Below are 22,555 nucleotides of genomic sequence, written 5' to 3' on the forward strand. Positions count from 1 at the left end.
CGATGATGAAAATGTCCAGAATGGGACACTCTGTTAAGAATTGAACGCGCCCGGAACGAACAGTTCGACCTTATGGATGCTGGCGGTATCGCTCAAGTCGATCGCCATTCCCAGCTGGCGCACGCCGTCTATCGTCATGATCGGCGCGCCGGCTTCCGCCGACTTCATCACGCGGATCACGTACGAAGCGGCGCCGTAGCGATAGGTCAGCGTGAAGTGATCCCACGCCGACGGCATGCGCGGCGCCATCGTCAGCTGGGTCGCGGTGCGGGTCAGGCCGAGCAACGACTCCAGTATCAACCGGTACATCCATCCCGACGAACCGGTGTACCAGCTCCAACCGCCACGGCCGACGTGCGGCGCCACGGCGTAGACGTCTGCCGTCACCACATAAGGCTCGACCTTGTAGCGCGCCATGCCTTCCGGCGTGCCGCCGTGCTGCACCGGGTTGATCATGCGCGCCAGCTCCCAGGCGCGCTCGGTCTCGCCCAAGCGGGCGAAGGCCATCGCGGTCCAGATGGCGGCGTGCGTGTACTGGCCGCCGTTCTCGCGCACGCCGGGCACGTAGCCACGGATGTAGCCCGGGTTCGGACCGGACTTGTCGAACGGCGGATCGAGCAGCTGGATAATCCCGGAATCGCGCCGCACCAGGCGCTGGTTGACCTGCTCCATCGCGCCGCGCACCCGCACCGGATCGGCGGCGCCGGACAGCACGCCCCAGCTTTGCGAAATCGAATCGATCTGGCATTCCTCGTTGGCGTGCGAACCGAGCGGCGTGCCGTCGTCGAAATAGGCGCGGCGATACCACTCGCCGTCCCAGGCGTTGTGCTCGACGTTGGCGGCCAGCTTCTTGGCCTCGCCGCGGCATTCGGTGGCGAAGTCCTTGTCCTGCATCAGCTCCGCCACTTCGGCAAAGCGCTGCAGCACCTCGCACAGGAAGAAGGCCAGCCAGACGCTCTCCCCTTTGCCATGCTCGCCCACCTTGTCCATGCCGTCGTTCCAGTCGCAGGAGCCGATCAGCGGCAGGCCGTGCGCGCCGAAGCGCAGGCCGTTGCGGATGGCGCGCACGCAGTGCTCGTACAGCGTTCCGCTCTGGCTGGAACGGCTCGGCAGGTCGTAGTAGGAATCCTCTTCCGGCTTGACGGCGCGCCCCTCCAGGTAAGGCGCGCTTTCGCCCAGCACGCCGACGTCGCCGGTGGCGATGACGTAGCGCCAGGCGCCCAGCGGCAGCCACAGATAATCGTCCGAGCAGTGGGTGCGCACGCCGCGATCGGACGGCGGATGCCACCAGTGCTGCACGTCGCCTTCCAGGAACTGGTGGGCGGCGCACAGCAGCAGCTGGTCGCGCAGCAGTTGCGGTTGCGTGTGGATGGTCGCCATCGCGTCCTGCAGCTGGTCGCGGAAGCCGAAGGCGCCGCCGGACTGGTAGTAGCCGCTGCGCGCCCACATGCGGCAGGCGATGGTCTGGTACATCAGCCAGCCGTTGGCCAGCAGGTCCAGCTCCGGCTCCGGCGTATCGATGCGCACCGCGCCCAGGGTCTGGTCCCAGTGCGCGTGCACGGCGGCCAGCGCCTCGTGCGCGGCGCCGGCGCTGCGGTGCTTCTGTGCCAGGCTGCTGGCGTCGGCGTTGCGGCGGCCGGCCACGCCCAGCACGAAGACGATCTCGCGCTCCTGGCCGGGCAGCAGGTCGAACGGCACCTGGATCGCGGCGCAGGCATCGAGCCCCGCGCCGATCTTGCCGGACAGGCGGGAACGACGCATCGCCACCGGCGCCGCCAGCGTGCCGTTACGGCCGAGGAATTCGCCGCGGTCGCCGGTGTGGGTGCGCAGCGTGGCGTCGCAGTTGAAGAAGGCGACGCGACCGGTGAACTCGGTGTTGTAGGCGTTCTTGGCGAACAGCGCGCCGCTGACCGGATCGGCCTCGGTGACGATGTGCATGCCGGACTTGGAGCGCATGTCGCCCAGCACCCATTCGACATAGCCGGTGGCCGACAGGCGGCGCGCCACCAGCGAGTCGTTGCGCACCTTGAGCACCGTGTACTTGATCGGCGCATCGGTGGCGACGAAGGTGGTCATCTCGGTGGCGATGCCGGACTCGATGTGCTCGAACACGCTGTAGCCGAAGCCGTGGCGCGTGACGTAGTTGCCGTTGCCGCGCGCCGGCAAGGCGGTCGGCGACCAGAACTGGCCGCTCTGTTCATCGCGCAGGTAGAAGGCCTCGCCGCTGCCGTCGCTGACCGGGTCGTTGTGCCACGGCGTCAGGCGGAATTCGTGGGCGTTCTCGTGCCAGGTGTAGGCCTGGCCGCTTTCCGAGATCACGCTGCCGAACTGCGGATTGGCCAGCACGTTGGACCACGGCGCCGGCGTGCGCTGGGCGTCGCTGGTGGTGATGACGTATTCGCGGCCGTCCGGCGTGAAGCCGCCGATGCCGTTTTCCAGCATCAGCTGGCGCACCACCGGCGTGGCCGGGCCGGCGTCCGCATACTCGCCGCGGTTGTCCACCATCAGCGGCGGCATGCGCATGGCCGGCGGGCCGGGACGCTTGATCTGCTCGGCCAGCGTGCCGCGGCTGTCGCTGAGTATCGCGCGCGCCACCGATTGCAGCAGCACGCGATCTTCGTTGGCGATCTGGTCGGCCAGGCGCACGAAGATGCCGCCCGGCCGGTCGATGGCCTGGGCGTCGATGCCGGAGGCGATCAGCCCCATGATCTGGTCATGCAGCAGTTGGCGGTAGCCCGACTGGTCTTCATACCAGATCACCAGGTCGACCACCAGCCCTTTCAGGCGCCAGTAGGCGTGCGCCTGCACCATCTGGCGCGCCAGTTCGATATTGGCCGGGTCTTTGATCTGCAGCAGCACGATCGGCAGGTCGCCGGAAATCGCATACGCCCACAGGCCGGACTGGCCGCGCTGGTTTTTGATCAGCGTGCCGGCGTCGGCGCGCAGCGCGGCGTTCGGGTAGATGACCGAGTTGGCCAGACGGCCGTACAGCTGGGCGTCCGCTTCGCTGGCGTTGAGCTGGCGCAGCACCACCTGGCTGTGGGTCCACGCCAGTTCGAACACGCGGTCGGCCAGGTGGCGGTCCTGGTATTTGTCGATCAGGTGCAGCGCGGCGTCGCGCTGTTCGGTCATGCCGGTGACGATGTCGACGATGGCCGTCTGGTCCGGCTTGAGCGTGATGGTGTAGCGGATCGCCACCACCGGGTCGAGCACCGAGCCTTCGCTGCCGCTCAACGCCTCTTCGTTCAGCATCGCCTGCGGCGCCGCGGCGGTGTTGCCGCGGCCGATGAAGCGCGAGCGGTCGGTCTCGAACGAGACGCCGGTCACGGCGGCGTCGTGCACCATCATCGAGTGCATCAGCCACGGCGTGGCGTCGGCCGGGCCGCGTGGACGGCGCGTGCACAGGATGGCGTTTTCGTCACGCAGGATCTCGGTCTGCACAAACAGTTTGCTGAAGGCCGGATGGGCGGCGTCGGCGGCGGCCGGCGTCATCACCACTTCGGCAAAGCTAGTCACTTCGATGGTGCGCTCGCGGTCGGACTTGTTGGTGATGCGGGTGCGGCGCAGTTCGATGTCGTCTTCCGGCGAGACCACGATTTCCGTGTACAGATCGATGTTGCGGTCGGAGCGACGGAACTCGGCGCGGCCTTCGGAGAAGATCACCTCGTGCTTGCGCGGCTCGACCAACGTCGGTTGATAGGTGGTGGACCAGAAGCGGCCGTCGTCCATGTCGCGCACGTAGCAGAAGTTGCCCCAGTTGTCGCGGGTGCTGTCTTCGCGCCAGCGCGTCACGGCCAGGTCCTTCCAGCGGCTGTAGCTGCCGCCGGCGTTGGTAACCATGACGTGATAGCGGCCGTTGGACAGCAGCTGGGTTTCCGGCACCGGTGTGCTGTGCTGGGCCAGCACGCGCATCGGCATGGCCTGCTCCGGCGCGTTGGAACGGATCGCCGCCAGCTCGGTGGTGTTGGAATAGAAAGCGCCCGCTTGCGGGCTGCGCTCCTGCAGCACCAGCAAGGTCGATTGCAGCAGCGGATCGGATTCGAAGCGGCGCTGCATCGGCCGGTCGTGCAGCAGGTAGCTCAGCGCCAGCAGGCCCATGCCCTGGTGGTGGACCATGAAGGAACGGATCACCGCCGCCGTCTGGCCGCGCGGCAGGCGCGAGCTGGTGTAGTCGACCGCTTCGAAGAAACCGTAGCGGCCCATATAACCCAGCCCCGCCATCTTCTGCAGGTTGAGACAGGCCGCTTCCGGCTGCACCATCAGGCCAAGCATGGTGGCGTAAGGCGCGATCACCAGGTCGTCGGCCAGGCCGCGCTTCAGGCCCAGGCCCGGCACGCCAAAGGCGCGGTACTGGTAATTGAGGCTGGCGTCGACGGTGTTGTAGCCGGATTCGGAGATCCCCCACGGCACGTTGCGGCGCTTGCCGTAGTCGATCTGGGCGTCGATCACCGCGTTGTAGGTGTGGTCGAGCAAGGTGCTCGGATAGTTGGGCATCACCAGCAGCGGCATCAGGTACTCGAACATCGAGCCGCTCCACGACAGCAGCACCGGCTTGCCGGCGACGATGCATAGCTGGCGGCCCAGCGCGAACCAGTGCTCCTGCGGCAGCTGTCCTTGCGCGATGGCGACGAAGCTGGCCAGCCGAACTTCGGACGCCAGCAGGTCGTAGTAGCTGGCGTCGAGACGGCGCTCGGTGACGTTGTAGCCGATGGCCAGCAGGCTGGTGGTAGCGTTGTACAGGAAGCCATATTCCATCAGGGCGTAAGCGCCACAGCGCTGCGCCAGGTCGGCCAGTTCGCGCATGCGCTCGTGCGCGGCGGCGGCGCCCTGCGCGCACAGGCCGGCCAGCAGCAACTGGCGATCGCGCTCGGCCGGCGCCAGGTCATTGGCCAGCACGGCGTCGGTCTGGTTGATCATGGCGGCCAGTTCGCGCAGCGTCGGCACGCGGGCCAGGCTGGTGTCGAACACGGCGTCCGCCGGCAGGCTGACCCACGGCGCCAGCAGCGCCAGTTCCGCCAGCGCGGCCTGGCATTGCTGCGTCAGCGAGGCGAACCACATGGCCGCTTCGCCGTGCGTTTCGGCCGGCGCCTGGAATCCGGCGGCGGCGGCGCTCACGCGGTTCAGCCAGGCGTGCAGTTGTTGCAGGTTGCCGGCGTCCGGCGCCGGACCCAGCGCCGCCAGCAAGGCGTCCAGCTGCTCCGTGTCGGCGGCGCCCTCCAGCGACTCCTGCAGCACGCGGCAGGTGGCGACGATGCCGCCCACCGTTTGCGGTCCCAGTATCGGCTGGTCGTACAGGCCGGTCAGGCCGGCCTGCAAAGTGAGCAGGTGGCCGGCCAGGTTGCCGCTGTCGACGGTGGAGATGTAGATCGGGTGCAGCGGCTTGAGCGTCTGCGTGTCGTACCAGTTGTAGAAGTGGCCCTGGTGGCGTTCCAGCTGGTCCATCGTGGACAGCGTGCTGGCGGTGCGCGCCATCATCTGGCCGACGGTGATGTAGCCGAAATCGCTGGCGCTCAGGTTGGCCAGCAGCGCCATGCCGATGTTGGTGGGCGAGGTGCGGTGCGCCACCACATGCGCCGGGTGCTCCTGCATGTTATCGGGCGGCAGCCAGTTGTCGTCCGGGCCGACGTAGCGGTCGAAATAGGCCCAGGTGCGGCGCGCCAGCTGGTGCAGGAAACGGTGCTGCTCCGGCGTCAGCTGGGCGTGGCGGCGCGCGATCGGACGGCTGATCCGCTCCGCCACGGCCGGCGCCACCAGCCACGCCAGCAGGAACAGCGCGGCCGGCGCCAGGCTGACGGGACGCCAGCCCCACAGCGCACCGCCGACGAACAGCGCCAGCACCGGCGACACCCACATGGTGCGCCAGACGCCGGCCGCGCCTTCCGCCGCGCGCGACAGCGCCGAGGCGCGCCACTCCAGCAGGTGCTTGTGCGAGACCAGCATGCGCCAGGCGCTGCGCAGGATGGCGTCGAGGCTGAAATAAGCTTCGTAAGGCAGGAACACCAGCATCAGGATGGCGTGCGCGAACTGCATGCCGCCGCGCCGCAGCGCGGCCCGTATGTGCTGGCTCCACAAGGTGTCTTCCGGGCGGCGCAGCAAGTCGTGCAGGGTGCTGACGACAGGCGGCACGAAGATCACGGCCAGCACGGCGGCGGTCCACAGCCAAGGGTCGGGCAGCCAGCGCCAGGCGGTGATCAGCGACAGCACCAGCGCCGGCGCGGTCAGGCTGCGGCGCAGGTTGTCGAACAGCTTCCAGCGCGACAGCAGCGACAGCGGATTGCGTTCGCGCTTGCGGTTCGGGGCCGGCACGCGGCCGAACACCCACGACGCCAGTTGCCAGTCGCCGCGTATCCAGCGCTGGCGGCGGCTGACGTCGTCGCTGTAGCGGGCCGGATAGGCTTCGTACAACTGGGCGTCGCTCAGCAGGCCGGCGCGCAGGTAGCAGCCTTCCAGCAGGTCGTGGCTGAGGATGCGGTTGTCCGGCAGGCGGTCCCCCAGCACCTGCTCGAACACGTCGACATCGTAGATGCCCTTGCCGATGAAGGAGCCTTCGAAGAACACGTCCTGGTAGACGTCGGAGACGGTGCGGGTGTAGGGATCGATGCCCGGCTCGCCGCCGCACAGTTTTTCGTACAGCGAGGCGTTCTCGCTCGGCAGGCTGACCGTCACGCGCGGTTGCAGGATGCCGTAGCCTTCCACCACGCGGCCGCGCGCGCTGTCGATGCGCGGCTGGTTCAACGGGTGCTGCATGGTGGCGATGAACTGCGCCGCGGCGTCGCGCGGCAGCTGGGTGTCGGTGTCGAGCGTGATGACGTACTTGATGCCTTCCAGCTGGCCGGTGTCGCCCACCACCACGCTGAATTTGTCGCGCGCGCCGCCGCGCAGGAAGCGGTTCAGCTCCTGCAGCTTGCCGCGTTTGCGCTCGTCACCCATCCACACACCTTCCTGCGGATTCCAGCGGCGCGGCCGGTGCAGCAGCAGGAACGGCGAGGACGGATCGCCGTTCGGATGGGTGGCGTACTTGCGGTTCAACTGTCCGATGCAGCGGTGCATCTGCTCCACCAGCGCGGCGTCGGCCGGCAGGGTTTCGGTGGCGGCGTCGGCGAAGTCGGTCAACAGGCAGAACATCAGGTTGGGATCGCGGTTGGCGAGGAAGCGCACTTCCAGCTGCTCGCACAGGCCGGCGATGTTCTCCTGGCTGTAGACCAGCGTCGGCACCACCACGATGGCGCGCGCGTCGGGCGGCACGCCGTCGCGGAAGTCCATGCGCGGCAGCGGGTTGGGACGGGTCACCAGCGTGGCGACCCAGTTCACCAGGCTCAGTGCCAGCTGGCTGCTGCCCAGCAGCGCCAGCAAGCCGAGCAGCACGATCACCACGCCGTGCACGCCGTTGTGCGACGCGCGCTCCAGCAGCAGCGCGGTCGACACCAGCGCGATGGCGGCGATGGCGCCCAGGTAGGATGTCAGCGGCGAGGCGCGCGAGGTTTGCTGCAAGGCCTCCAGCCACGGCCGGCGCATGCCGGTCTGCTTTTCCAGCGCTGCCAGGCCGCCGCCGATCAGGTAGAAACCCACGTGGCCGTGGCGGGCGTCGCCGCCTGCGTAGTGGGCCTGCGCCAGCTGCAAGGCTTGCTGCGCCACTTCGAGCTCGGAGTAGCGCGAGCGCTTGGCGATTTTTTCGATGGCGTGGCGGTACTGGTCGCGGGTGGCGAATTCCATGCGGCCGTAGACGGCGGCCGGGTCCTGGCGCAAGGTCTGTTCGACCACGCTCATGGTCTCGACGAACTCCTGCCAGTCCATGGTGCCGAGGAAGCGCAGGCTGCCGATGCTGTTGGCGATGGAGACCTGCTCGGCCGCCTGCTGCTGGATCTCGGCCTGGATCTGCTGCTCGATGGTCTGGTCCGACTCGGCCAGGCGGTGCGTGATCCACGACAGCGCCAGCGTCAGCGCCGGGCTTTGTCCCTGCAGGCGGCGCGCCAGTTCGGCCACGAAGGCGCTGCTGATGGGCGGATTGGAGCGGGCCATGTCGGCCACCATCAATATCAGGCCGCTGGGATTTTTTTCGGCGACGTCGGTCATCTGGTCGGCCCAGCTGTTGGCCAGGTCGCGGTGAATGCGGTTGTCGGCCACGCGCGCGGCTACGCGCCGCAGGTTCTCGATCAGCGCCAGGCGCAGCATGATGGGGATGGCCCACAGCTCGCCCAGTTTGAGGCTGGCCACTTCCTGGTAGGCGTCGACGAAGCGGCACAGCGATTCGGGATCGACGCGGCCGTCGCCGTGCGAGATGATTTCCAGTGCGATCTTGTAGACGCGCGGCGTGCCTTCCGGCGCGCCCTTGCCCAGGCGCGGCAGCTGCTTGCTGTAGTCCTTGGGCAGGTGGCGGCGGGCGATGCGGATCTGGTCTTCGATCAGGTAGAAGTTATCCAGCAGCCACTCGGAGGCGGGCGTGATCTGGCGGCCGGCCTTGGCGGCGGCGGTCAGCTCGTCGCAGGTGGCGTCGATGACGGCGGCGTTTTCGGTCAGCCGCGCCAACAGGCGGTCGCGGCCGCCGCGCTTGCTCAGTTCGTGATGCGTGGCCAGCGTCTTGCCGTGCGCGGCCATCTGGGCCGCGCTGAACAGTTCGGCGCGCAGCGGCAGGTCTTCGTCGTCGGCGTCGGCCAACAGGGAGCCGGAGGGAGATTCGCGGAAGCCCAGGGTGATATCGGGCATGAGGGGGGCGGACTTGTTCAACGGTGTACCTCGCTTTGATTCTGCGAATAGGAAATTATCTGCTAAGGCATCGTACGGGGGCGCACGCCATGCGACTGTTCGCTGACGTACATATGGAATTTCCACGAAAAAAAAGGCCGCTTGCGCGGCCTTGTAAAGGAAGAAAACTTGAACAGCTGTGTAGCCCTAGGCGGCGTGCGCCAGCGGCGCCAGCGCCAGTCCGCCGTTGAGGCTGTAGGCTTGGCCGTGGCCCAGGCGGCGCAGCAACTGCGCGGCCTTCAGGCTGCGGTTGCCGCTGCGACAGAAGAACACCAGCGGGGTCTGTTCACCATGCAACCAGCTGCTGGCGTGCTCGGCCAGGCGGCTCAAGGGCACGCTGCGGGCGCTGCGGCCGGCGGTGCCGGGCGTAATGGTGGCGGCGAACTCATAAGGCTCGCGCACGTCAATCAGCTCGGCATTGGGATGGGCCTGCAGGAAGACGTCGAGCGCGGCGCTGTCGAGTTGCAGCGCGGCTTGCGCTTCGGCCGCTGCCGGTGCGGCCATGCCGACGCAGAACTGGTTGTGCTCGTCGCGCGTTGGGCACAGCAGCGTTTGCGCGCAGGTCAGCGGACGCAATGCTTCCACGGTGGGCCGCGCGCTGAAGACGAAGCGCACCGCCTGCGGCGGCAGCGTGGCATCGGCGGCGTCGCCCAGCAGATAATGGCGGGCTGCGCCATCGGCCACGCTGAGCAAGGTCTGCGTGCCGAGCTGGATGGCGTGGACGGCGGACGGCCAGCCATAGGCGTCGGTGGCGGCGTGACAGTCGACATGCCGGCCCAGCGCACTGATCAGCATGCTGCGATCGACGTCGGGCGAGGTACTGACGATGGCTTGCACCTGGTAGTTCTGGCAGCGCACATAGGATTCGATACGGGCGATCATGTCCGGCAAGGGATCGATGACGATGCAGCTGCGGCTGGCGGCGTCCAGCACCATCCAGCTGCACGCGCCTTCGACGCCCAGTTGCAGCAAGCCATCGTGCGGCACGGCGGTGCGTTCGGACGGGATCAGGCAGCTGGCGCGCAGCGCGGCGCCGCAGCGCTCGATGCGGCGACAGGCGTCGGCGATGGTGGCCTCGTCGGCCAGCGGACCGAAGGACATGCGGATCGCGCCGGCGCTGCGCCACAGCGGCGCGTGCATGGCGTCCAGCACGTAGCTGGGCGCGGCCTTGGCGGCCGAGCAGGCGCTGCCGGAGCTGACGCGCACCTGGGCGGCGTCGAACACGTCCATCAGTTCGCGGCTTGACAGGCCAGGCACGGAAAAGTTCAGCGTGGTCGGCAGCGATTTGTCGAAGGGATTGTTGAACACCACGCCAGGCAAGGCGGCGCGCAGGCTGTCGGCCAGGCGGGCGCGGAAGCTGGCCAGCTGGTGATGGCTGCGGAAGGTGTCGCCGCGTTCCAGCGCGGACAGCACGGCGCCCAGCGCGGCGATGCCGGCCATGTTCTCGGTGCCGGAGCGCTGGCCGCTTTCCTGGCCGCCGCCCATGATCAGCGGCGTGAACGGCGCACCGGCGCGCACGTACAGCATGCCTATGCCCTTGGGCGCGTACAGCTTGTGGCCGGAGAACGGCGCGTAGTCGATGCGGGTGCTTGCCAGGTCCAGGTCCAGCTTGCCCAGCGCCTGCACGCAGTCGACCAGCCAGTAGGCGGCGCTGCCGGTCTCGGCCAGCAGCACTTCGATCGCGGCCAGGTTGGTGACGATGCCGGTTTCGTTGTTGGCGGCCATGGTGCATACCAGCGCGGCCTGTGGCGCCAGCGCGCGCAGTTGAGCCAGGTCGTGCGCGCCGTCCTGGTCGACCGGCAGTTTTTGCAAGGTCAGGTTCAGGCCCAACAGGCGGTTCCAGTGCGCCAGGCTTTCCGGCACGGCCTTGTGTTCGGTCGCGCCGTAGACCAGCAGGCTGCCGATGGCCTCGCCGCGCTCGCGGCGTTCGCGCAGCGCCACCAGCGCCGACAGTACGGCGGTCTGGATGCCTTCGGTGGCGCCGCTGTTGAACATCAGGCGGCCGTCGCCCACGCCCAGCAGGCGCACCGCGCAGGCGCGGGTCTGGTCCAGCAAGACTTTGGCTTTCAGGCCGGTGCCGTGGCTGCTGCTGGGATTGCCGTAGCGCTGGCCCATGGCGTCGGCCGCGGCGGCGATGGCTGCCGGCAGCACGGCGGTGGTGGCGTTGCCATCGAGGTAGATTTCGGTCGTCATGATAGTGCCTGTTTTTAGTACCTATGTATCGATACCTATAGCTTACTCAGTGACGGCGAAATATATGTACTAAAATACTCCTGTTACGCACTCCATATAGCATTTTCATACTGTTTTTTTAGGATAAATAGAATGAACGATCTTGATCGCTATGACTATGCAATTTTGTCGGCCTTGCAGGGCGACGGCACGCTGTCGATCGCCCAGCTCAGCGAGCGGATCGGCCTGTCCTCCACGCCGTGCTGGAAGCGGGTGCGGCGGCTGGAAGAGGAAGGCTATATCGAGAGCCGGGTGGCCATCGTCAACCGCCGCAAGGTAGGCTTGCCGGTGACGGTGTTCGTCAGCGTGCGCACCAGCCAGCACGACGACAAATGGCTGGCGCGCTTTGCCGCCGCCGTGGTCGCCTTGCCGGAAGTGCAGGAATTCCACCGCATGAGCGGCGACATCGATTACCTGCTGAAGGTGGTGACGAGCGATATCGAAGGATATGACCGGTTTTACAAGAAGTTAATCAAGGCCGCGCAGCTGAGCGGGGTGTCGTCAGCGTTTTCGATGGAACAGATCAAGATCACCACGGCCTTGCCGCTGGAGCTGGTTTCGCACCAATAATGTGCAGCGGCGGGCTGAGCATGGGATAATCTTAGTCCCATTTCAAATACCTGATTAAGCCCATGCGTGCATTCCTCGACCGCTGGCTGCCCAGCCCCACCACCGCCAGCCCCCGCGAGCAGTTGCGCGCCGCCGGCGGCGCCCTGTTCGGCTTGCTGCTGACCGCCCTGCTCGGCCTCACCCTGTCGCCTGGCGCGATTTTCCTGGTCGCGCCGATCGGCGCCTCCTCGGTGCTGCTGTTCGCACTGCCGGCCAGTCCGCTGGCGCAGCCGTGGGCCGCCATCGGCGGCAATGTCGTCAGCGGATTGATGGGCGTGATCTGCGTGCGCCTGTTCGGCGACATCCTGCCCATGCCGCTGCTGTGCGCGCTGGCCGCCAGCACCGCGATCGCCGCGATGTTCGCGCTGCGCTGCCTGCACCCGCCCGGCGGCGCGGTGGCGCTGACGGCGGTGATCGGCGGCCCGGCCATCCACGCGGCCGGCTTCGCCTTCCCGCTGGTGACGGTGCTGGCCGACACTACGCTGCTGGCGCTGATGGCGATGCTGTACAACAACCTGACGGGACGGCGCTACCCCCATGCGCAGCAAGGCGCGCATCCGAATCCGCACGCCACCAAGGACGCGGTGCCGACCGTGCGGCTGGGCTTCAAGCCGGAAGACCTGGACGCCGTGCTGAAGCAGTACAACCAGGTGCTGGACATCAGCCGCGACGACCTGGAATCGCTGTTCATGCAAACCGAGCAGCGCGCCTACCAGCGCCGCTTCGGCATCATCGGCTGCGCCGACATCATGTCGCGCGATATCGTCAGCGCCGAATTCGGCACCAGCCTGGAGGAAGCCTGGCAGCAGATGCGCACCCACCGCGTGGCGGCGCTGCCGGTGCTCAACCGCGCGCGGCGGGTGATCGGCATCGTCACGCAGACGGACTTCCTGGAACACGGCGGGCTGGACGACTATCGCGGCATCCGTCAGCAACTTCAGCGATTTCTGCGCAAAAGCGGCGTAACCCACACCGAAAAGGCTGAAGTGGTCGGCCAGATCATGAGCCAGCACCCGACCACCGCGCGGCTGGACACGCCGATCGTCGACCTGGTGCCGCTGATGGCCGATTCCGGTTTCCACCACATTCCCATCGTCGACGAGGAGCAGCGTTTCGCCGGCATCATCACCCAGTCGGACCTGGTGGCGGCGCTGTACGAGAGCCGCTTCGCCGAAGCGGCGGCCTAAAAAAAACCGCCACCCGAAGGTAGCGGCCAGGCTGTACTGCTTTGTTATTCTTGAGTTCTTGCTGGTCTCCAGCATACTCCGGTTTAAATGTGCCTTGCACAATTATATTTGCAAATCCGGATCTAAAATTTCCCAAAAAGAACAATGTATCGCCGATACAAAAATTGTCCCAGCGCCGCCTCGCAATGGCTTATGCTAGGCGCCAATTTTGTGACATCTTGAGGAAGAAACTATGACGCGTCGCCGCAACACCTATGCCGCTTTGGCCCCTCTCGCCGCCGCCGTGATGCTGGCGTTCGCGCCGCTGGCGGCCAACGCCGCCGCGCCGGCACCCGCCGCGCCCCAAGTCAGCGCCGCGCCCGCACACAAGGCACTACTGGCGATCGCCGACCAGTACTACGACGCCACCGCCCGCTTCGAGCCGCTGGGCGCCACGGAAAACGGCGACAACCGTTTCGACGACCAACTCGGCCTGAGCATCGCCCCGGCCAAGCGCGCCCAGCAGTTCAAGCTGTATCGCCAGTTCGCCACCCGCCTGAAGGCGATCCAGCGCGCACAACTGAATGACAAGGACCGCATCAACTACGACATCCTGGTCTACGAGCTGGACCAGCTGCTGACGATGGAGCGCTTCCCCGAGCATCTGCTGCCGATCAACCAGATGGACAGCGTGCCCGTCACCCTGGCCAACTACGCCGGCGGCGAAGCTTCGCAGCCGATCGGCACCGTCAAGGAATACGACGCCTACCTGCACCGCATCAGCCAATTGCCAGCCTGGATAGACCAGGCCATCGCCAATATGCGCGTCGGCATGAAGCAAGGCATCACCGAGCCGAAGGCGATCATGGAATCGGGCTTGCCGCAGTTCCAGAAACTGGTCAGCGCCACGCCGGAAAGCAATATCTTCTACACGCCGATCACCAAGCTGCCGGCCGCCTTTTCCGCCGCCGACAAGGCGCGCCTGAGCGCCGCCTACCGCAAGACTGTCGGCGACAAAGTGATGCCGGCGCTGGCCCGCCTGGCGACCTTCCTGGAAAAAGAATACGTGCCGGCCTGCCGCACCACGACCGGCCTGGGCGCGCTGCCGGACGGCGCCGCCTGGTACCAGGCGCGTGTCGCCGGCGCCACCACAACGTCGCTTAAACCCGACGAAATCCATGCCATCGGCTTGAAAGAAGTCGCGCGCATCCAGGCCCAGTTTGAAGTGCTGGGACCCAAGCTGGGCTACACCGGTCCGGCGTCGGGCCTGCCGGTATGGGTGGCGGCGCAGCCGAAGTTCTATCCATTCAAGACCGAGCAGGAAGTCCAGGCCGTGTATCACCAGCTCAACGACGTGCTGGACACCAAGCTGCCGCTGATGTTCACGCTGCTGCCGAAGGCCAAGCTGGACTTGCGCCTCGAGCCTGAGCTGAGCCGCGCCACTGCCTCCGACCACTACACCGCGCCGGCCGGCGACGGTTCGCGTCCCGGCGTGTTCTGGTCGGTGGTCAACGATCCCGCCAAGTACGGCAGCACCGGCATGACCACGCTGTTCCTGCATGAAGGCAAGCCCGGCCACCACTTCCACATCGCGCTGATGCAGGAACTGAACCTGCCTAACTTCCGCAAATATGGCGGCAACAACGCCTATACCGAAGGCTGGGCGCTGTATGCGGAAACGCTGGGCAAGGAGATGGGCCTGTTCGACGATCCGGCCCAGTACTTCGGCCACCTGAACGACGAACTGCTGCGCGCCACCCGCCTGGTGGTCGACACCGGCATGCACGCGCAAGGCTGGACCCGCGAGCAAAGCATCCAGTACATGCACGACACGCTGGGCTACGACAACTCCGCCAAGACCGAGACCGAGCGCTACATGGCTTGGCCGGGCCAGGCGCTGGGCTACAAGATCGGTTCGCTGAAGATCGTCGAACTGCGCCAGCGTGCGGCCAAGGCACTGGGCGACAAGTTCAGCCTGCCGAAGTTCCACGCCGTGGTGCTGGGCGATGGCACCCTGCCGCTGGCGCTGCTGGAGGAAAAAGTCGATCGCTGGATCGCCTCGCAGCAATAAACCTCCGGGGCGGGCCGCAATGGCCCGCCTTGCTTGCTTTACTTGGCGTAGCGCTTGATACGGGCGATCACCAGCTCGGGCAAAGCCGTAATCTGCTTGGCGTGGTTGGCAAAGACGATCTGCTGGCGCCCGATGGAGACCTGTTTGCCTTCGGCGTAGAATCGGAACTCCAGCCAAAATGAACACTTCTTTACGTCATATGCATTCAACTCGCAATGCACCTCCTGAAATGGGACAGTTTCCTGCAAGTAGTCCTGCTCCGCGTGCTTGGTGATGAATACCCCCTCGTTTTGCAGCATATCGCGCGAAATGCAGTCGAAGAACCACTTTTCACGGCAAATACCCTGCCATTCGAAGTAACGCGCGAAATAGGTGTTGCCATAGGCGTTGGAGTCCTTCAGATAAATCGTCAGGGCGTGCGTAAAAGTCTGCTTGGCGTTGACGGCGGTCGCAGCGGAGATTTTTGATTTTTCAACTTCGGTGGCGTGCAGCAGCATGAGGTTCCCCTGTGAGATGAGTTGGAGCGTCCCTGCCCGCAGGCGGCGACGCTGCCCGCAATGCGGACAGAAACACTTAAAACGGATTTCTGCTGTGCTTGTTTGATTTGGCGCAAATAGTTATTCGATAATCAAGCGAGCTAGATCAACACGCGCAATACTGCGGGCTACCCATCCAAAGTCCGTTGGAAAGAGCGCATGCACTCCCTATTGCCCGCCGTGGTCTCCCTGTTATTCCTGTGCTATGGCGCCTACGTGCTGCATTCGCGCGGGGTAAGCCGTATCAGCCTGACGTTCTTCCTGCTGTGCGCGACCACCTTCTGCTGGCAATTCACCTGGGCCGTGCTGTTCCAGATCCATGACGAGCATGAGGCGTTGGCGCTGGCCAAGCTGGGCTACCTGCTCATCCTCTTCCTGCCGACCACGCTGTACCATTTCGTCGCCGAACTGACGGCGCAGCGCAGCGAGCGCCGCTGGGTAGACCTGTCCTATGTGATCGCCGGCTTGCTGGGGGTGGTCATGTTGAGCACGGACTGGCTGATTGCCGGTCTCTACCCCTACTTCTTCGGTTATTACCCCAAGGCTGGGCCTTTGCACCCGCTGCACCTGCTGCAGACCGGCGTGGTGGTGGGGCGTGGGCTGTGGCTGCTCTACCGGCGCCAGCAACTGGCCGTGTCGACCGAGAAAAGCCGGCTGCGCTATTGCCTGGTCAGTCTGCTGATCTATTTCTTCGCCTCGGTCGATTATCTGTGCAATTACGGCGTGCAGTTCTACCCGCCGGGTGTGCTGTTCGTGGCGACCAGCCTGGGCCTGATTGCCCAGGCGATGGTGCGGCACAACCTGCTGGCCGACCCGATGGAGGTGGCCGCCACCATCGCCCACGAAATGCGCACGCCGCTGGCGACCATCCGTAACCAGTCGCGGGTGCTGGCCAAATGCCTGCCGGACTTGCTGGCCGGCTACCAGTGCGCGGTGGAAAACCGGCTGATCGAGCCGATGTTGCAACCCGCGCAACTGAATTACCTGAGCAAGCTTACCCAGCACATAGAGGCGGAAATCAGCCGCTCCAATTTCATCGTGGACATGATGCTGGCCTCGGCCCGCGCCGGCACCTTGAATCGCAACGACTTCGCCAATCATTCAATCAAGAAATGTGTCGACGAAGCCCTGGCCTGCTATCCCTTTGAAAGCTCGATGCGCGACAAGGTGGTGGTTAAGGCGGCCGAGGATTTCACCTTCTTTGGTTCGGACGTATTGCTGGTCTACGTTTTATATAACCTGTTTAAAAACGCACTGCATGCGATTAAATCGGCGGGACGGGGGGAAGTGGAGATTGCTTTCTTTACCCAAGGGAATAGCAAGCAATTACTGGTGACGGATACCGGCGCGGGAATCCCGGATGATGTATTGCCGCATGTATTTGAACCGTTTTACAGCACCCGGCATAATGGCGGCGGCACGGGAATGGGATTGGCATTTTGCCAGCGCGTTATTACCGCATTCGGCGGCAAGATACATTGCGAATCGCAGGCGGGACGTTATACCCGATTTTCCGTCTTATTCCCGCAAAAGCAGATATGGAATGCCGAGCGGGTAATGGATTAATTCACCGCGACTTCTTCGCCGCTGACTTTTTCCAAGTCAGTTTCATCGCCCAATACATATATCTTTTGCTCCCGCAATACCTGGAGAATAAATGGCTGCTGTTCGCGCAGGCGACGCTTAAAGTCGGGTATCGAATACAGGTTGGGATTGATTTTACGGCGCAATAAACGTTCGGCGACCGGCAGGCGTGATAATAGTTCGCCGTAGCTGGTGTTATCGCCGATCAGCATTAATTCCACCGGCGTATCCATGCCCTCGTGCTCCTTGGCCGTGGCGCCATAAACAAAAGCCACATTCAGCACGTGTTGCAACGGCGCCAGCGCCGAATTCAGCACGCTCACCAGGCCGAAGGTTTTCTTGACCAGGTTGCTCAATTCCCCGAATACGATGCATTCCTTGTTGGGCTTAAAGCGTCGCACATTGCCGATGCGCTCGGACACGATAACGCCCGACTCATGCAGCCGTTTGAGCTCCCGCTGGGCCGAGGCGCTGCCCAAACCCGTCAGGCGCATGATCTCGTTCAAGTGGAAACCTTGATTGACACGTACAAATAGCAAGCCCAGCAGCTTTTGCTGGGCAGGAGTGAAGAGTGCTTGAGCGATCATGAGCCAAATCTTAGCATGAACGAACTACTCTCTGGCATGTTTAACGTAGCGTTTCCGGGCTAACTTGCGTCAAACCAGGCAAAGGATCAGCCTGGCGTGTTGCCAACTATCAATACCGGCCTACCGAAATTCGCCTATATTGAATACATGCATAGACACCGGGAGCTTGCCATGACTTTAGATCTACACGAACGGATTACGGTGGACAAGGCTCAGTGCGGCGGCAGAGCGTGCATACGCCATCTGAGAATTCGGGTATGCGACATATTAAGCCTGCTCGCGGCCGGCGAAAGCCACGAACAGATACTAATCGACTACCCTTTTCTGGAAAAAAACGACATCTATGCCGCACTTGCCTATGCGGCGGACTTAATGGAAAAAACTACGGTCGCTTAAATTGAATCTTCTTATTGATAACCAGCTGCCGGTTGCGTTGGCTCGATATCTTACGGGGTTATCATGGAAAAGTATTCACGTCGCGGATGTTGGCTTGGATGCGGCGGATGATTTAACCATCTGGCGATACGCAATTAAAAATAACTTGGTTATCGTTACAAGGGATGCCGATTTTTCAAATCGCTCCAAGGTGCAGGGATTTATACCGCCGCAAATAATATGGGTGCGGTGTGGCAACTGCAGCAAATCCATCCTCTTCACCAAACTCAAATCGGCGATGCCGAACATCTATCAGGCGATCGCAGCTGGCCAACCGATTATTGAGATTCATTAATTGCGCCACCAATAAAAAAACGGCACCCGAAGGTGCCGTTTTTATTTACGGGGCTAAAAGCTGAATTACGCTTCGCCGTCGTGTGGAGTAACCGTTTCGGTAATTTCCACATCGCCGCTGGACATCGAGGCTTTCTCGGCCAGCAGCAGAGCTTGACGCTCTTCCACTTCCCAAGCTTCTTTCTCTTTGCGAGCGCGGTGGAATGCCAGACCGGTGCCGCCTGGAATCAGACGACCAACGATGACGTTTTCTTTCAGACCGCGCAGACCATCGCGCTTGCCCATGATTGCGGCTTCGGTCAGAACGCGGGTAGTTTCCTGGAACGATGCGGCCGAGATAAACGAATCGGTCGACAGCGATGCCTTGGTAATACCCAGCAGAACGTTTTCGTAAGTTGCAGGGATCTTATTCTCTGCATTTACTTTGTCGTTTTCATCCAGCAGTTCCGAACGCTCAACCTGCTCGCCAACGATGTAGTTGGTGTCGCCGGCATTAACGATCTGAACGCGACGCAGCATCTGACGCACAATCACTTCAATGTGCTTGTCGTTAATCTTCACGCCCTGCAGACGGTACACGTCCTGCACTTCGTCAACGATGTAACGCGCCAGCGCTTCGATACCCAGCAGACGCAGAATGTCTTGTGGATCGGCCGGGCCGTCGACAATCATCTCGCCTTTGTTCACTACCTGGCCGTCGTGTACCAGCACTTGCTTGTCCTTGGTGATCAGGAACTCGTGCTTGTTGCCGTCCATGTCCGTGATTTCCAGACGCTGCTTACCCTTGGTTTCTTTACCGAAGGCAACAGTACCGGTCACTTCCGCCAGCATACCTGCGTCTTTAGGCGAACGTGCTTCGAACAGCTCGGCAACGCGCGGCAGACCACCGGTAATATCGCGAGTCTTCTGCGATTCGGTCGGGATACGTGCCAGCACTTCACCAACGGTCACTGCCTGGCCGTCTTTCACCATGATCAGCGCGCCAACCTGGAAGCCGATCGCCACGGCGTGTTCGGTGCCGGCGATCTTGACTTCGTGGCCTTCTTCGTTCAGCAGCTTGACCTGTGGACGCAGGGTCTTGGTCAGCGAACCGCGACGCTTGGCATCGATTACCACCAGGGTCGACAGACCGGTCACTTCGTCCACCTGACGGGCAACGGTCACGCCTTCTTCGACGTTCTCGAAACGCACCACACCGGCGTACTCGGTAATGATCGGACGGGTCAGCGGATCCCAGGTTGCCAGGGCCGTACCGGCCTTGATCACCAGACCGTCTTTGACGATCAGGGTCGCGCCGTACGGCACCTTGTGACGCTCACGCTCACGGCCGTGGTCGTCGGTAATCAGCACTTCGCCCGAACGGGAAATGACGATTTGCGCGCCCTTGCCATTGGTGACGTAACGCATGGTCGAGGTGAAGCGGATGGTACCGTTCGACTTCGCTTCCACCGACGATGCCACTGCCGCACGCGACGCCGCACCACCGATGTGGAAGGTACGCATGGTCAGCTGGGTACCTGGTTCACCGATCGACTGCGCTGCGACCACACCGACGGCTTCGCCGGCGTTGACCAGCATGCCGCGGCCCAGATCGCGACCGTAGCACTTGGCGCACAGGCCGAAGCGCGTGTCGCAAGTCAGCGGAGTGCGAACCTTGACTTCGTCGATCGACAGACGCTCGATCTCTTCGACCATGTCTTCGTCCATCAGCGTGCCGGCTTCGTACAGCGTAGCCTGGGTCTCTGGGTTGATGACGTCGTTGACCACCACGCGGCCGAGGATACGGTCGCGCAGCGCTTCGATCACTTCACCACCTTCGACCATCGCCTTCATCAGCGTGCCGTTGGTCGTGCCGCAATCATCTTCGATCACAACCAGATCCTGGGTCACGTCGACCAGACGACGGGTCAGGTAACCCGAGTTCGCGGTCTTCAGTGCCGTATCCGCCAGACCTTTACGAGCGCCGTGGGTCGAGATGAAGTACTGCAACACGTTCAGGCCTTCGCGGAAGTTCGCGGTAATCGGCGTTTCGATAATCGAACCGTCCGGTTTCGCCATCAGACCACGCATACCTGCCAGCTGGCGAATCTGCGCTGCGGAACCGCGGGCGCCCGAGTCGGCCATCATGTAAATCGCGTTGAAGGATTCCTGGGTGGACTTGGTGCCGTCACGCTTGATGACGTCTTCCACTTTCAGTTGGTCCATCATGGCCTTGCCGACTTCATCCGAGGTCTTGCCCCAGATGTCGACTACCTTGTTGTAACGTTCGCCGGCGGTGACCAGACCCGAAGCGTACTGCTGCTCGATCTGTTTGACTTCGGATTCTGCAGCCGAAATCAGGGTCACTTTTTGAGGCGGTACCAGCATGTCGTCCACGCAGATCGAAATACCGGCGCGGGTCGCCAGGCGGAAGCCCGACTGCATCAGTTGGTCAGCAAACACCACCGTCGCGCGCAGGCCGCACTTACGGAAGGACGTGTTGATCAGCTTGGAAATCTCTTTCTTCTTCAGCGCGCGGTTCAGCACGGAGAATGGCAGGCCTTTCGGCAGGATTTCCGACAGGATCGCGCGGCCGATCGTGGTCTCGTAACGGGTCACTGTGCGGACGAATTCGCCCGTCACTGGATCCTTAGGATTCTCGACGATACGCACGGTGATACGGGTGGTCAGTTCCACTTCCTTGTTGTCGTAGGCACGGATGACTTCCGACACGTCCTGGAACAGCATACCTTCGTTCTTGGCGTTGATCGCTTCGCGGGTCGCGTAGTACAGACCCAGCACGATATCCTGCGAAGGAACGATCGACGGTTCGCCGTTCGATGGGAACAGGATGTTGTTCGAAGCCAGCATCAGCGTGCGGGCTTCCATCTGTGCTTCGATCGACAGCGGAACGTGAACTGCCATCTGGTCACCGTCGAAGTCGGCGTTGAATGCCGCGCAGACGAGTGGGTGCAGTTGGATGGCCTTGCCTTCAATCAGGACCGGCTCGAAAGCCTGGATACCCAGACGGTGCAGCGTAGGCGCACGGTTCAGCATGATCGGGTGTTCGCGGATCACGTCTTCCAGGATGTCCCAGACGACCGGTTCCTGGATCTCGACCAGCTTTTTAGCGGCCTTGATCGTGGTAGCCAAGCCCATCAGTTCCAGCTTGTTGAAGATGAACGGCTTGAACAGTTCCAGAGCCATCAGCTTCGGCAGACCGCACTGGTGCAGTTTCAGCTGCGGACCCACCACGATGACCGAACGGCCCGAGTAGTCGACGCGCTTACCCAGCAAGTTCTGACGGAAGCGGCCGCCCTTACCCTTGATCATCTCAGCCAGCGATTTCAGCGGACGCTTGTTGGCGCCGGTCATCGCTTTGCCGCGACGGCCGTTGTCCAGCAGCGAATCGACTGCTTCTTGCAGCATGCGCTTTTCGTTGCGCGTGATGATCTCTGGAGCGCGCAGCTCCATCAGGCGTTTCAGACGGTTGTTACGGTTGATGACGCGGCGATACAGATCGTTCAGATCCGAGGTCGCGAAGCGGCCACCGTCCAGCGGTACCAGCGGACGCAGTTCCGGCGGCAGCACCGGCAGCACTTCCATGATCATCCACTCAGGCTTGATGCCCGAACGCTGGAACGCTTCCAGCACTTTCAGGCGCTTGGCGTATTTCTTGATCTTGGCTTCGGACTTCGATTCCTTCAGTTCCACGCGCAGGGTCTCGGCATCGCGGTGGATGTCGATCGAGCGCAGCAGTTCGCGGATACCTTCAGCGCCCATGAAGGCGGTGAAGTCGTCGCCGTACTCTTCGTACTTGGCGGCGTAGTCGTCTTCCGACATGATCTGGCATTTTTTCAGCGGGGTCATGCCTGGATCGGTCACCACGTATGCTTCGAAGTACAGCACGCGTTCGATGTCCCGCAGGGTCATGTCCAGCACCATACCCAGACGGGATGGCAGCGACTTCAGGAACCAGATGTGGGCGGTAGGCGAAGCCAGCTCGATGTGGCCCATGCGCTCACGGCGCACCTTGGCCAGCGTGACTTCGACGCCGCACTTTTCGCAGATCACGCCGCGGTGTTTCAGGCGCTTGTACTTACCGCACAGGCATTCGTAGTCCTTGATCGGGCCAAAGATCTTGGCGCAGAACAGACCATCGCGCTCAGGCTTGAAGGTACGATAGTTGATGGTTTCCGGCTTTTTAACTTCGCCGTAGGACCACGAACGGATTTTTTCAGGCGAAGCGAGACCGATTTTGATCGCGTCAAAAGTCTCGTTCGTCTGTACTTGCTTGAATAGATCGAGCAGTGCTTTCAT

11 protein-coding genes are annotated in these 22,555 nt (G+C 63.3%); 6 read left to right on the top strand and 5 right to left on the bottom strand.

Annotated features, from left to right (window positions below; translation table 11 throughout):
• Positions 1-33: 33 nt before the first annotated feature.
• Together D0T21_RS30070 and D0T21_RS30075 are read right to left on the bottom strand one after the other, a co-directional pair.
• A complete protein-coding gene (locus tag D0T21_RS30070; protein ID WP_116994601.1) occupies positions 34-8,703 on the bottom strand; it encodes a GH36-type glycosyl hydrolase domain-containing protein in 8,670 nt (2,889 codons plus the stop codon).
• Positions 8,704-8,889: 186 nt separating this feature from the next.
• Complete coding sequence (locus tag D0T21_RS30075) at positions 8,890-10,935, bottom strand: aminotransferase class V-fold PLP-dependent enzyme (RefSeq protein WP_116993671.1); 2,046 nt, start codon at positions 10,933-10,935, stop codon at positions 8,890-8,892.
• 132 nt (positions 10,936-11,067) lie between these two features.
• On the opposite strand from D0T21_RS30075, the gene D0T21_RS30080 reads away from it, so the two are divergent.
• The 3 genes from D0T21_RS30080 (at position 11,068) to D0T21_RS30090 (ending at position 14,820) form a co-directional block, all read left to right on the top strand.
• Positions 11,068-11,544 carry an Lrp/AsnC family transcriptional regulator gene (locus tag D0T21_RS30080; RefSeq protein WP_116993672.1) on the top strand — a complete coding sequence of 159 codons (477 nt, stop codon included), beginning with the start codon at positions 11,068-11,070 and terminating at the stop codon, positions 11,542-11,544.
• A gap of 62 nt (positions 11,545-11,606) precedes the next feature.
• Complete coding sequence (locus D0T21_RS30085; protein ID WP_116993673.1) at positions 11,607-12,770, top strand: HPP family protein; 1,164 nt, start codon at positions 11,607-11,609, stop codon at positions 12,768-12,770.
• A 232-nt stretch (positions 12,771-13,002) separates the two neighbouring features.
• Positions 13,003-14,820: a DUF885 family protein gene (locus tag D0T21_RS30090; protein ID WP_116993674.1), complete on the top strand. Its 1,818-nt coding sequence runs from the start codon at positions 13,003-13,005 to the stop codon at positions 14,818-14,820.
• A 38-nt stretch (positions 14,821-14,858) separates the two neighbouring features.
• Here the strand turns inward: D0T21_RS30090 and D0T21_RS30095 are convergent, their stop codons facing one another.
• Positions 14,859-15,317 carry a thioesterase family protein gene (locus tag D0T21_RS30095; protein WP_116993675.1) on the bottom strand — a complete coding sequence of 153 codons (459 nt, stop codon included), beginning with the start codon at positions 15,315-15,317 and terminating at the stop codon, positions 14,859-14,861.
• Positions 15,318-15,515: 198 nt separating this feature from the next.
• Between D0T21_RS30095 and D0T21_RS30100 the strand changes: the two genes are divergently transcribed.
• Positions 15,516-16,922, top strand: a complete 1,407-nt coding sequence (locus D0T21_RS30100) for a sensor histidine kinase (RefSeq protein WP_116993676.1) — start codon at positions 15,516-15,518, stop codon at positions 16,920-16,922.
• Here the strand turns inward: D0T21_RS30100 and D0T21_RS30105 are convergent.
• Positions 16,919-17,527, bottom strand: a complete 609-nt coding sequence (locus D0T21_RS30105; RefSeq protein WP_116993677.1) for an ArsR family transcriptional regulator — start codon at positions 17,525-17,527, stop codon at positions 16,919-16,921. The genes D0T21_RS30100 and D0T21_RS30105 overlap by 4 nt on opposite strands.
• Before the next feature lie 171 nt (positions 17,528-17,698).
• Here D0T21_RS30105 and D0T21_RS30110 point away from each other — a divergent pair, with 171 nt between their 5' ends.
• Both D0T21_RS30110 and D0T21_RS30115 read left to right on the top strand, forming a co-directional pair.
• A complete protein-coding gene (locus D0T21_RS30110) occupies positions 17,699-17,923 on the top strand; it encodes a DUF433 domain-containing protein (protein ID WP_116993688.1) in 225 nt (74 codons plus the stop codon).
• 1 nt (position 17,924) lies between these two features.
• Positions 17,925-18,257 carry a DUF5615 family PIN-like protein gene (locus D0T21_RS30115; protein WP_116993678.1) on the top strand — a complete coding sequence of 111 codons (333 nt, stop codon included), beginning with the start codon at positions 17,925-17,927 and terminating at the stop codon, positions 18,255-18,257.
• Between the two features lie 65 nt (positions 18,258-18,322).
• On the opposite strand, the gene rpoC is transcribed toward D0T21_RS30115, so the two are convergent.
• Positions 18,323-22,555 carry a DNA-directed RNA polymerase subunit beta' gene (rpoC, locus tag D0T21_RS30120; RefSeq protein WP_116993679.1) on the bottom strand — a complete coding sequence of 1,411 codons (4,233 nt, stop codon included), beginning with the start codon at positions 22,553-22,555 and terminating at the stop codon, positions 18,323-18,325.

This window comes from Duganella sp. BJB476, assembly GCF_003416895.1.
In the GTDB taxonomy this organism is placed as follows: Bacteria; Pseudomonadota; Gammaproteobacteria; order Burkholderiales; family Burkholderiaceae_D; genus Rugamonas.